Below are 12,546 nucleotides of genomic sequence, written 5' to 3' on the forward strand. Positions count from 1 at the left end.
CGGGCCTCCTTACTGGGCTTGGGCGAAGGACGCAGTGACGCGGCCCAAGCCCTGAATCTCAGCGGTAAAAACATCCCCCGGGCTTACCGGCACCATTGGCCCCAAGGCACCAGTCAAGACCACGTCACCAGCACGCAGTGGCTCGCCGAGACGGACCATGGTGTTGGCCAGCCACACCGCTGCATTCAGTGGGTTTTCCAGGCAGGCTGCGCCGGCTCCGACCGATACGGGTTCGCCGCGCAAGCTCAAGCGCATGCCACAATTGACCAGGTCCAATTGGCCGAGGGACACCGGCTGGCTGCCGAGAACGAACAGCCCGGACGAAGCATTGTCGGCGACCGTGTCGAGCAGACTGATGTCCCAGTTGGCAATACGACTACCGACGATTTCGATGGCCGGCAGGGCGAAGGCAGTGGCACGGATGATGTCCGCCAGGGTGTGGTGCTCATGGCACAGATCGCGCTCCAGGACCAGGGCGACCTCTGCCTCTATCTTTGGCTGCTGGCAGTCACTCCAGCTGATAGGCTGGCCATCGCCCCGCGCCATCTGAGCAAACAGCCGACCAAAGTCCGGCTGATCCACCCCCAACTGGCGCTGCACGACGCTGGAGGTCAGGCCGATCTTGTGACCTACCGGACGCCAGCCAGCGGCAATGTCGGCGGCGTTGTTGTACTGCTGCACGGCGTAAGCCTGCTTTAGCGCGGGTTCATCTTGCTCGGCGGCGGCACGCTCGATGAGATCGCGTACTGGCGCACACGGCCTGCCCTGTTCACGAGCCTGGCGCAAGCTCGCTGCTGCTTCGGCGGTTGCTGGATGCATGAAGTTCTCCTGTCCTTACGGATTGACACAAATGGTGGTGAGCTCGGAATAGAAATCCAGCGAGTGGCGCCCTCCTTCGCGGCCAAGCCCAGACAGGCGTGCGCCGCCAAACGGCGTACGCAGATCACGCAGGAACCAGGTATTGACCCACACCATGCCCACATGGATACGTCGAGAGAAATGGTGGGCGCGCTTCAGATTCCGGGTCCACAGCGAGGCGGCCAGGCCGTAAGCCGAGTCATTGACGCGCTGCAGCACTTCGTCATCGCTATCGAAGGGCGCGATGTGACAGACCGGGCCGAACACTTCTTCGCGGATGCAGCGAGCGTCATCGGCCAGCCCGGTCCAGATAGTCGGCTGGACGAAAGCCCCCTGGTCGCGCTCGTCGCCAAATTCCGGCACGCCGCCACCACTGACCACTGTGGCGCCCTCCATCACCGCCAGCTGGAAATAGCCCAACACCTTGTCGCGATGCTTATGGGAAATCAGCGACCCCATGTTCACGCCGTCTTCGTCGGGGTAGCCGATTTTCAGCTTCTCGGCACCCGCCTTGAGCGCCGCGACAAAGCGCGCGTAGATCGACCGCTCGACATAGACCCGCTCAGTGCAAAGGCAAACCTGGCCAGAGTTGGTGAAGCTGGAACGCAGCACACCAGCAACTGCCGCGTCAAAGTCGCAATCTGCGAAAACGACTGCGGCATTCTTGCCACCCAATTCGAACGACACCTCACGTACGCCCTCGGCAGCAGCGCGCATGATGGTCGAGCCGGTGCGCGACTCACCGGTAAAGGTGATGGCATCGACGTCAGGGTGCCGGGTAAGAAACTCACCGGCAGAGTCAGGGCCGAAGCCATGCACCAGGTTGAATACACCTGCGGGAACCCCCACCTCGTGCATGACCTCGGCCAGCAGCGTGGCACTGGCAGGCGTATCTTCCGACGGCTTGACCACTACCGAGTTACCACAGGCCAACGCTGGCGCGACTTTCCAGGTAAGTAGCAACAGCGGCAGGTTCCACGGCGAGATAATGGCCATCACGCCGTGCGGCTTACGCACGGTATAACTGAAGACATCCGTGCCATCGCCGGTGCGCATCTCAAAGAGCTCGCTACCGCCTTGTCGCACCAGATCCGCGAAAGTACGGAAGTTCTGTACACCCCGCGCAACATCCAGGCTGCGCGCTTGATGCACGGGTCGGCCGGTATCAGCGACTTCGGCAGCGACGAATTCTTCGAATCGACGCTCGATGCCATCGGCGATACGCTCCAGAAAATCGGCTCGCTGGGCAGCGCTGAATCCAGCCCAAGGCCCAGACTGAGCGAGCCTCGCCGCTTCGACGGCAGCATTCACCTCATCTTCGCCAGCCTCACATACCTGGCCCAAGAGGCTCCCGTTGACCGGCGAGATATTGTCGAATCTGCGGTTACTGCCGACGAAAGTTCCAGCAATATAATGGCGAAATAAAATATTGGACACAGCAACCCCCTGAGCAGGATGTTTTCCATAAGTCGAAGAAGTCCGTCTATAAATAAATAGAACGACCTTCATCTTGTATAAGAAGCAGGCGCAACTATTTTCGAGTTGCAAACTTGTCAGGCATGCCTTCAGCAATTGCGCGCCAACATGAACTTGACGCAAATAACTTGTTGATCCGAATGCTTGATCATCCGGAGCCGCCGCAAGGGCAACAGCCGGTTACAAGTAGCGGGCGAAGTCGACCTGTACCGCTGCCCGATCAGCCGCGAGCTTTTGCGCAACCTGCAGTGCCATGGGGTCTGGATAGACTTCAGGAGCACCGCTGGCCAACCCTGCCACGATCGCTTCGGCCACTTCCCGGGGGCTGGCCTTGTCACCCGCGACGCCATGGCTCATCGCCGTATCGATCACACCGGGGAGCACGGCCATCACTTGCACCTGGCCGGCCAGCTCAGCCCGAGCTGCCTCGGTCAGGCGCAACGCGGCCGCCTTGGACGCACACAGCGACCCCATTGCTGGCAAGGCCACCCGCGCCAGGATCGACAGGACGTTGACCATGGCGCCCGAGCGCTCGACAAGCGTCGGTGTAAAGGCACGCATCATCGCCAGGGTGGCGAAATAGTTGACGGCCATCTCATGGGTAGCGGCTTCGGGTTCGTCGGTGCCCAGTAACCGCTGCTGTCGATTGACGCCAGCGTTATTCACCAGGATATCGATCCCTACCCGCCCCGCGACCTGTGCTACCTGCTGCGGCTGCGTCACGTCCAGAGGCACGACCTCCACCTGCGGGTGATCGAACATCAGACGCTCAGGGTTGCGGCAGGCAGCGTAGACACGCCGTGCTCCGGCGGCCAGAAAGACCTCGATCAAGGCAAGGCCCAGCCCGCCGTTGGCGCCGGTGATCAGCACATCCTTGGCCATGGCAGAGAAAGCGCTCACAGGTGCTCGCTCGTGGCCCAGCGGGCCATCAGCGTGTTCGAAGGCAGCGATTCATCCAGCAATTTCCTGGCAGTTTCGATGCCCGCCACCGGAAGGCCTTCGGGATCGAGCAGGCCGATCTGTACCAGCACCGAAGCCTGGTCCCAGTAGATATGCTCGTGGTAAAGCTTGTCGCCGCGGAAGTTGACCACCGCCACCATGGGGATTTCCACGTATTTGCCGGTGGGTGCTATCCCGGGGAGCATGTAGTCCATTTCGCAGGTGTGGGTGAAGGACATGATGAATTCATCGACGACCTGGTAGGCGCCGACCGTACGGGAAACCGGAATCATCTTGGTGTCCTCCGGGTTGGCGTGGACAAAGTGATGCTGATAGAAGCGCCCGAGTTGCTGGCTGCCCACCCCACCGGTCAGCGTCGGAATGTGGTTCACGTAAGGCTCGGCGACCATGGTCCTCAGGGTAGCCGGCACGTCTCGGGTAACGAACTCGTGATGGATGTGCTCATCCCACAGGTCAGAAAGGTTGTAGGTCGGCCCGATGTACTTCTTCAACGCTGCGATGGTGCGCCCATGGGCCATGAGGGCTGAGGGTTTGTGGAAGTGATCGCTGCCCAGCCGGGCAAAGGCATGGTCGGCACCTTCGTAGGTATACAGCTCCACGCCTGGGCAGCCACGCAGCACCTCGGCGATCTGCGCACGGGTCGCGGCGTCGCACATGCCGTCGAGTTCGCCGTGGTGCAGGACCAGCCCGCCGCTCAGCCCATCGGCTTCATCCAGGTACTGCTCGATGCCCATGCCGTAGTAGCCCACCGCAACAGCGGCATCGGTACGGGTGGCGGTGAGGTAGGCGAGCTTGCCCCCCAGGCAATAGCCCACAAAACCCACGGCGGGCTCGGTGACCTCGTCCAGGGACCGCAGCGTGTCGAAGGCGGCAGCGATGTCGTCCACGGCCTTGTCCAGGTCCAGTGCGCTGTAGAGGCTCAAGGCCTTGTCGAAATCCGCAGGCGTGTAGCCTAGGTCGATACCCGGCTCCAGCCGCCAGAACAGGTCCGGTACCAGAACCACGTAGCCTTCCTCGGCATACATCTGCGCCACTTCGCGCATGTTGGCGTTCACGCCGAATATTTCCTGGCCCAACACGATGCCGGGGCCCTTGCCTTCAGGCGGCAGCGCCAGATAACCCTTGAAACTACCAGCCTGGTCTCGCGCCAGAATATCGATGTATTGGCTCATCTCATTACTCCTTTTACGGTAAGCGAATCAGGTTTTGCTCGGCAGGTATCTTTTGCCGAAGCAGCCGTTGATGAAGCGCTGCCAACAGCGCTCTCTAAAGCAGCTTGAAAGGGAATTCGGTGATCAGGCGAATCTCGTCCATGTCACCGCGTGGCTCGGCCGAATTACCGCGGTGCACGCCGTAGCGCGCCCTCAGGCTGAGGTTTTTTGCCGGCCCGCTTTGCACCACATACTGCATCTCGATATTGCGCTCCCAGTGACGCCCCCCATCCTGATAGCCGAGCGAGTAATAGGAACTCTCCGGCGCGATATTGGAGCCTTTGCCACCCTGCCCCTGGATGTAGCGAATCATGAACTTCAGGCCAGGCACGCCACGCGCGGTGAAGTCATAGTCGTAGCGAACCTGCCAGGACCGATCGTTGGGCGCGTTGAAGTCACTGAGCTGCACGTTGTTGGCCAGCTGTGCCACGGTGGTCTGCCCGTCACGGAACGCCATATAGTCGAAGGGCGTGTCGCCCTGCACCTTCTGGTAGGCAAGCACGATGGAATGAGCGCCGAACTTGACACCCGGGGCAAAGGACCAGGTCAGGTTATCGATGGGCCCGCCATTGGCGGCACCGATGTCGACCGTGCGGTACAGGCTGAAATTCAAGGTTGGGGTCAGGCCCTCGACCAGGGCAGGCAAGTAGCGAAACCCCAGGTAATCCTGGCGCCAAAGATCTTCGGCACGTTGAGTGCCGAGGTAGCCTTTGACTGCACCCTGCTCGTAATTCAGGCTCAGATAATCGACCGTATCCGTCTCCGTGGCGCCATACAGCGAACGCAACGTGCTGTCGTTGCGGTTCTCCGAAGGCGCCTTGCCGGCGGTGATGTGGGCGGCATCGAAGGTCAGCGGCTGCAGATCACGGTTGGTGAGCTGCCACGCCGTCACCGTTTGCGGCAACAGGCGCCCGGAGCCCCCATCGGTGAAGAATACCGGGGACGTGCGCAATTCCATCGACCCGTACTTGAGCACCGTTTCACCGACCTTGAGCTTGAGCGCACCACCGCCCACGCTGTATTCATCCGCCACCTCCCCGTCGTTCCTGACGTGCAGCAGGTTGGTGCCGGTCTTGCCACGACCACTGTCCAGCTTCAAGCCCGCATACAGATGCGCGTCGAAACCCAGGCCGACGACACCAGGCGTGAACGCGGAGATGTAGTCCAGCGTCAAGCCTTGGGCCCACTCCGCGCGGTAGCCGTTGACGGTGCCTGGCCGGCGGTTGGCACCACCGTTGCGGAAGTCGCGGTTGAGATAGAAGTTGCGGGTTACACCGGACAAGGCTCCCTGCTGAAAATATGTTGAAACATCGGCCCATGGGTCATCTGCCAAGGCCGGCTGGCAAGCCAGCGCCAGCCCTAGGCCGGACGCGAGCCGGTAATCGATTGCTGAAGGCATAACCACACTCCTGGGTACTCGTGTACACCACGCGCAAGGCCCTGGGCCGTGCATGGTCGGAGGCTGACTGGCTGAGCGCAGGCCGACAGCGCCCGCTTCGGCGGACGAAGTCGGCTCGGACAGTGTTGATTACAAGTCGCGGCAGGCCGGATGGGCTACGATTCGCCGGTGATCATCGATGGCGAGTTCGACCACGGTTCCGGGAGGCAAAGGTCCTGCGGTCTGGGCGATCACCACTGGCCCTTCGCGCAGCTCGACGCTGGCCAGGTGAAGGTGCTCTGCGCCAGCCATGCCGACACGCGCGCGCACCACGGTGGCCTGGGCAACCCGACCGAGCTGGGCGGAGACTTCCTGCCATTGCGCCTCGCCACATCGCGGGCAGCAGTAGCGCGGTGGGAAACTGGCCTGGCCGCAACCGACACATTGCTGGATCACGAACGCCATGCCACACCCCCTTGCCACCGTTCGAGCACCACCGCGTTGGCGCACATGCCATAGCGGTACTGGACCATGCCATAGCCGGTCACCACCGCCAGGCGAGCATCGCTAACCTGGCGTTGACCGGCGTCGCCAAGCAGCTGGGTGATGGCTTCGACCAGCCCATGCATGCCCCCCGCCGCTCCCGCCTGGCCGGCCGAGAGCTGCCCGCCAGAGGTATTGACCGGTAATTCGAAACGGCTTATTCGCCGGAGTGCGCGTCGGTAGTCGTAGTCAGGGACAAAGCCCAGGTCAGCGAGCTGGATCAGGGCCATGACCGGGTAGTCGTCATACACGCAGGCCAGGTCCATGGCATCAGGCCCGGTATTGGCGCGGTCCCACAGCGTGTCGGCAATCTTTGCCAGCGGCGTCTGCAGGCCATCGCCCGCCTGGTGGTCATCGTTGTGAAGCGCCTTCACCGCGCGCACCGCCACGTTCACCCTGTTGCGGGCGAGATCGGCCCGGGTCAGCAGGATCGCGTTGGCGCCATTGACCACCGGCACGCAGTCAAAGCGGCACAGCGGGTCGGCCACCATGGGCGCGTCCAGGTACTGCTCCAGTGTCAGCGGCTCGCGGTAAACCGCCAGCGGGTTGCGCTGCGCCCAGGCGCGCTGGGCAATGCACAGCTGTGCATAGTCTTCGCGCCCAAGGCCGGTGCGTTGCGCATGACGCTGGGTGAGCATGGCGAACACCCCATTGGGCCCGCCGTGCTGGAGCGGCTTGAGGTACTCCTCGGTGGTTTTGTTGTAGTGGTCGACCAGGGTTCTGAAATCTTCCGGCGTGAACGTATCGCCCGCCACCAGCACGATCACGTTGGCATCACCGTGCTGGATGGCACGCACGGCGTGCTGCAGCATATTGATCGCGCTCGCCCCGCCATTGCGATCGTCCATGCACCAGCTCAGGGTCAGCCCGAGGCGCCACGCCAGGTCGATCGCGTTGTCCGGCCTGTGGGTGAAGGACGCCACGCCCAGGCCGTCCACCTCATGCGGTGCCACACCGGCATGGCGGAGCAATTGCTGTACTGCCCTGCCGAGCAGTTGCGACGTCGATTCGCCCGTGCCGCGCCGGCTGTACGGCACCTCCAGTGCCCCAGCGATCAGCGCCACGGCGTCGTTGTTTGCTGAGCGGCTCATGGCCGTCCTCCCTTGGCCCGCACGCGGGTCTCCTTGGTGAAACACAGAGAGATGGCCGTGACCAGACCCAGCCCCATCATCATCAGGGACACTGGCCAACTGGCTTGGTAATGGGCCAGCAAGGCGGTAGCGATCATCGGCGACAGGCCGCCAGAGAACACGGAGGCGACTTCATGCCCCAACGCCATCCCGGAATAGCGGACCTCTGTGCTGAACAGTTCGCCCATAAGGCTGGGCTGGGTCCCGATCATGGCACCATGACAGATGGCATTGCCGAGCAGAAAGGCCAGCCAGATCCAGGCCGGTTCGCGTGTCTCGAGCAGCCAGAAGAATGGAAAGGCCACCAGTACCATCCCTACGGCGCCCACCATGTACACTGGCTTGCGCCCTACCCGGTCCGACAGGCGTCCCCAGAACAACATGGCCACCAACTCCACGCAGGTGGACACCGTCACGCCTGCCAGCATCACGCTATTGGGCACACCGAGAAACTTGCCGTAGACCAGGGCAAACGCCAGCATGAGGTAGGAACCGCCGTTTTCAGCCACCCGCAGCCCCATGGCCATCAGCACTTCGCGCGGGTGTTTGCGCAATACATCCAGCACCGGCATGTGCGACGTCTTGCCGGTTGCCTCGGCCCGCTGGAAATCCTGGCTTTCGGGCAATGCGCGGCGGATGTACACGCCCAGGCCAAAAATGACGATCGAGATCAGAAACGGAATGCGCCAGCCCCAGCTGTGGAAATCCTGCTCCGGCAACAGCTGGACCACATAGAACACCCCAGCGGACAGGACAAACCCGCCGCCCACACCGATCTGGCTGATCGATGCATAGAAGCCGCGACGCTCAGGCGGAGCCGACTCGCTGATCATCAGCACGCCGCCGCCCCACTCGCCGCCTGCCGCGATACCTTGCAGGATACGTAACAGCAGCAACAACACAGGTGCCCACACCCCAGCCTGGGCGTAGGTGGGCAACAGCCCGATCAGGAACGTTGCGCCCCCCATGATCGAGAGTGTCCACACCAGGGCTTTTTTGCGCCCGTACTTGTCGCCGACATGGCCAAATATCACGCCACCGAAAGGCCGGGCAAGAAAACCTACTGCGAACCCGGCCAGTGCCGCGATCGTACCGACCAGGGGATCGGTGCCCTTGGGAAAAAACAATTCCCCGAATATGAGCGCCGCCGCTGTGCTGTAAAGAAAGAAGTCGTACCACTCCAGCGCGTTGCCTGTGACCGAAGCCAAGACGATCTTGCGAAAGGTTTTTCTGTCGATCGGTGTGCGGTTATCAACCCCCGCGGAAACATGACTATGTCCCGACTGGGTGTCAGATAATTCAAGCGAATGCGTGCCCGTCATGGCGGTCTCCGTCAATGACTGAATAATTATGAACGCTGTTGTTATTGTTGTTGCATCGTTTGTTATTGCACGGCAGTCAAAACCAAGTAATCAGGCGCGTTTAAGCCTATAGCCGGAGCACTCTAGATCCCACGCAGTGGCGGTAATGCCGAGTGCTCTCAATTTATATTTCTGCACTTTGCCGTTTTCGGTTTTCGGCAACTCGCTGACAAAATCCAAGTACCGCGGCACGGCGAAATACGCCAACCGGGATTCACAATACTGGGTCAATTCCAGCGGATCGAGCCGAGCCCCCCCCTTGATCACGATCGAGGCCATGACTTCATCTTCGGCCAGCTCCGACTTCACCGCATATACCGCCGCGAGTTCCACTGCGGGGTGGCTCAACAGCACCTGTTCCACCTCGAAAGACGAAATGTTCTCGCCCCGGCGCCGGATGGTGTCCTTCAAGCGGTCAACAAAGCGGAAATAGCCGTCGCTGTCGCGCACCACACGGTCGCCGGTGTGATACCACAGGTTGCGCCAGGCTTCGACGGTCTTTTCCGGCATACCGAAGTAGCCACAGGCGAAAGCGAAGGGCTGCTCGGCGCGCAGTACCAGTTCGCCCGGCTCGCCATCGGCTACCGGCCGATCCTGGCTGTCCACAACGCGAGCACTGAAGCCTTTGGCCAATCGGCCCATGAAACCAGGCCGCTGCCTCTCCAGTGGCCCGCCAATCACAGCATTGGTTTCGGTGGCGCCATAACCATCGATCAGGCCGATACCGGTGCGCTGGATAAACGGCGCATGGAACTGTTCCGGTACGCCCGGCGCCAGCGCGACACGCACGTTGTGCGTGCGCTCCTGCTCATTGTGCGGGCGGCTGAGCAGGATAGGCACCATCGCGCCCAGCAGATAAGTCACCGTTGCCCCGGTTTGCGCCAACGCCTGGTAAAAACCACTGGCGGAAAAGCGTTTGTCTACCACCAACTGTGCGTCGTGCAACAAAGCCTGGAAAAAGGCGTTCAACGCATTGGTATGGAACAGTGGCAAGCAGGTGTACAGCACATCGCCGGGCACTACTTGCAGGTCACCACCGGTATTCATGCCCCACCAGAAGAACTGTGCGTGAGGGCAGATCACGCCCTTGGACAGCCCGGAAGTTCCGGAGGTGTAGAGGATAACCAGCGGGTCACCATCCTCCAGCACTGCAGGTGGCGCCTTGGAAGCACTGCGAGGCGGCATCGACTGCACCCGTAAACGCCCCTGCCATCCCGCGTCGACCGTACACTGGGGCGAAACGACCCACAGGGTTTCGATAGCAAGCGCTGTGTAGTCCAGTGCTGCAAGCACGTCCAGATGGACTTCTTCACTGACCAGCAAGCGCGCCCCACTGTTCGCCAGGACATGAGTCAACTGCATGCCGCGACAGGCAGTATTGATAGGCACCGCCACCGCGCCCAGCCAACCACACGCCAACAATACCTCAAGGAACTCGGCGCGGTTGGCGCACATCAACGCTACCCGGTCCCCACGTTGAATGCCATATTCCGCCAGCGTTGCCGCACGCGCTGCTATCGCATCGACAAGTTGCGCCGCAGTCCAGGTGCTGCTTCGGTCGGAAAAAAGTGCAGTGTCAGGGCTGCGTTCAATACGTTTGGACAACAACACTGGAAGTGTAAGTGCTCCGCCAGTTGCTGGTTGCTTGCAAAAACTTTCGTCCATTACTCAACGCCTCAAATTGTTGTATTGCCTGGCTGTTGTTCCGAAGTCTATGAACCTGTAATCTATAAGTCAAATTCATGACTATTATTTTGTTAATAAATGGGATTTATTCGGATGCGCAATTTGAATGATGTCGATCTGAACTTGCTCAGGGTGTTTCAAGCCATCATGGAGGAACGCAGTTTGACACTCGCGGCTGGCCGCCTGGGGATTACCCAACCGGCAGTAAGTTATGCCCTGGGTCGCCTTCGCACGTTATTTGATGATGCGCTGTTCGTGCGTACGCCGGAAGGCATGCTGCCGACCCAGACCGCCGAGCGTATTGCCCTTCCGATCGGGCGGGCACTCACGGCCGTACGTGACGCCCTGAATGAAACCGAACCATTTGATCCTGGCACCAGCGACCGTGAGTTCCGTTTGTGTATGTCGGACATTGGCGAACAGGTATTCCTGCCGGCACTCTGCGAACGGCTTCAGACCCTCGCGCCGCGCATCAAGCTGTCATCTGAGCTGGTACCCGTCGCCATGGTGGTCGAGCGCATGCGCATGGGGCAGCTGGACTTTGCCATCGGCAATCTACCCACGCTGAAAACCACCACCCGATACAAATCCCTGTTTCATGAGCAATACGCCTGCATGACGCGCAAGCGAGACGGACTTCCGGCAGAGCGCATCAGCGTGGAACAGTTTCTTGCCCTCTCCCACGTCAGTATCACGTCTACCGATAGCAGCCACGTGGCCATCGAGGACACCCTGGCTTCAAGCGGCCTGAACCGCCAAATCGCCTTGAGGATTCCGCACTTCACGGTGGTGCCGCAGATCCTCAGGCATACCGGGTGGATGGTTACCCTGCCTGAAGGCGTCGCCCGTGCGCTGAACCATTCCGGAGATTTCGTCATCTATCCACTGCCCGTGGAGATGCCGGGGGTCGAATCCACCGTTCACTGGCATGGTACTTATGACGCCGATGCCGGCAATCGATGGTTCAGGGAATTTCTGTTCGAAACCTTGCGCAGGTGAGGCGGCGCTTGAGAACCCTCGGTGTATCGCTACAGCGAGGAATTCAACTCAGAGATAAGCTCTTCCCGATACTTGAGCGCGGCGACTGCGGACTCGCCCAGGGCGCTGGCGACCGCACTCAGCAGTCCCTGCGCCAGGAGCATGAACGCGCACATGCTGTTGCTGAAGAACAGGCTGTGGTTGGGCACATAAAAACTGTGCAGCGCGGTCTTGGCCAGAGGCGAACTGGCAGAGTCGGTCAAAGCAACAACCTTTACCCCGTGTCGTTGGGCCACCTCGGCGGTCGCCAGCACGCTCGGGGTATACGGGAAGCAGCTGGCGACAACCAACAGGTCTCCGGCATCCAGTTGAGCAAGCGCATCAGCAACGCCTTGGCGACTGGAATCCAGTGCGCTGACATCCGGCCGAAGCATTCCAAGCCCGTAAGACATGAACAGCGCCAGCGAATTGAATTGCCTCATGCCATGGATGCGCACACGCTTGGCGCTGCACAGCAGGTCGACAACCTCGTCAAACGCAGCGGGGTCGACCTGCTCGACCAGACTGGCGATGTTGGCGCTTTCCTGGCGCCCCAGTCGCGCCAATTGGCTAATCGCTCCAGCGCCTTCCGTATTGACCACCAACCGCGAGGCCTGGTCGCTGTAGAAGCTTTTGCCCTCTGTCAGCTCTCGTCGGAAGACATCCTGCAATTTGCTGAACCCTGAATACCCAAGCCGTCTGGCGAGCCTGGACAGTGTCGAGGCGTTGACCCCGAACTGCGCGGCCAACTCAGTGATTGAAGACACCGCCGCGTGTTGCGGCGATTCAATCATCTGGGTCAGCACTCGCGTCGAACTGCCGCCTAAAGCGATATCCACCTCTTGTCTATCGATGGCAGCCAGCAGCTGTTTCAGTTCAGCCACTGTTTCGGGTAGGTATTCATTGAACTGCGTCATCGGAGCTAT

The 12,546-nt window shown here is 60.9% G+C and carries 11 protein-coding genes; 1 reads left to right on the plus strand and 10 read right to left on the minus strand.

The window, feature by feature from the left end; genetic code table 11:
* Positions 1-9: 9 nt before the first annotated feature.
* The 9 genes from ACLEJP_RS04425 to ACLEJP_RS04465 form a co-directional block, all read right to left on the minus strand.
* Complete coding sequence (locus ACLEJP_RS04425) at positions 10-819, minus strand: 2-keto-4-pentenoate hydratase (RefSeq protein WP_440804657.1); 810 nt, start codon at positions 817-819, stop codon at positions 10-12.
* 15 nt (positions 820-834) lie between these two features.
* Positions 835-2,295, minus strand: a complete 1,461-nt coding sequence (locus ACLEJP_RS04430) for a 2-hydroxymuconic semialdehyde dehydrogenase (RefSeq protein ID WP_440804658.1) — start codon at positions 2,293-2,295, stop codon at positions 835-837.
* A 219-nt stretch (positions 2,296-2,514) separates the two neighbouring features.
* The gene (locus ACLEJP_RS04435; RefSeq protein WP_440804659.1) at positions 2,515-3,234 is read right to left on the minus strand and encodes an SDR family NAD(P)-dependent oxidoreductase; all 720 of its coding nucleotides are present in this window, start codon (positions 3,232-3,234) and stop codon (positions 2,515-2,517) included.
* The gene (locus tag ACLEJP_RS04440) at positions 3,231-4,466 is read right to left on the minus strand and encodes a dienelactone hydrolase family protein (RefSeq protein ID WP_440804660.1); all 1,236 of its coding nucleotides are present in this window, start codon (positions 4,464-4,466) and stop codon (positions 3,231-3,233) included. Before ACLEJP_RS04440 ends, ACLEJP_RS04435 begins: the two co-directional genes overlap by 4 nt.
* A gap of 94 nt (positions 4,467-4,560) precedes the next feature.
* The gene (locus ACLEJP_RS04445) at positions 4,561-5,958 is read right to left on the minus strand and encodes an OprD family outer membrane porin (protein ID WP_440804661.1); all 1,398 of its coding nucleotides are present in this window, start codon (positions 5,956-5,958) and stop codon (positions 4,561-4,563) included.
* Between the two features lie 75 nt (positions 5,959-6,033).
* Complete coding sequence (locus ACLEJP_RS04450; protein ID WP_440804662.1) at positions 6,034-6,348, minus strand: Zn-ribbon domain-containing OB-fold protein; 315 nt, start codon at positions 6,346-6,348, stop codon at positions 6,034-6,036.
* Entirely contained in the window at positions 6,336-7,517 is a 1,182-nt protein-coding gene (locus tag ACLEJP_RS04455; RefSeq protein ID WP_440804663.1) for a thiolase family protein, read from the minus strand. The genes ACLEJP_RS04450 and ACLEJP_RS04455 overlap by 13 nt, the downstream gene beginning before the upstream one ends.
* Positions 7,514-8,878 (minus strand): MFS transporter, encoded by a 1,365-nt coding sequence (locus ACLEJP_RS04460; protein WP_440804664.1) that lies wholly within the window; start codon positions 8,876-8,878, stop codon positions 7,514-7,516. The genes ACLEJP_RS04455 and ACLEJP_RS04460 overlap by 4 nt, the downstream gene beginning before the upstream one ends.
* Before the next feature lie 90 nt (positions 8,879-8,968).
* Positions 8,969-10,582, minus strand: coding sequence for an ATP-dependent acyl-CoA ligase (locus ACLEJP_RS04465; RefSeq protein WP_440804665.1), 1,614 nt, complete (start codon positions 10,580-10,582; stop codon positions 8,969-8,971).
* Between the two features lie 114 nt (positions 10,583-10,696).
* Between ACLEJP_RS04465 and ACLEJP_RS04470 the strand changes: the two genes are divergently transcribed.
* Positions 10,697-11,602, plus strand: coding sequence for a LysR family transcriptional regulator (locus ACLEJP_RS04470; RefSeq protein ID WP_440804666.1), 906 nt, complete (start codon positions 10,697-10,699; stop codon positions 11,600-11,602).
* A gap of 29 nt (positions 11,603-11,631) precedes the next feature.
* Here ACLEJP_RS04470 and ACLEJP_RS04475 read toward each other — a convergent pair whose 3' ends face one another.
* Positions 11,632-12,537 (minus strand): MurR/RpiR family transcriptional regulator, encoded by a 906-nt coding sequence (locus ACLEJP_RS04475; protein ID WP_440804667.1) that lies wholly within the window; start codon positions 12,535-12,537, stop codon positions 11,632-11,634.
* Positions 12,538-12,546 lie beyond the last annotated feature (9 nt).

Origin of the sequence: Pseudomonas sp. SMV7 (genome assembly GCF_052041995.1) — a bacterium.
Taxonomy (GTDB): domain Bacteria; phylum Pseudomonadota; class Gammaproteobacteria; order Pseudomonadales; family Pseudomonadaceae; genus Aquipseudomonas.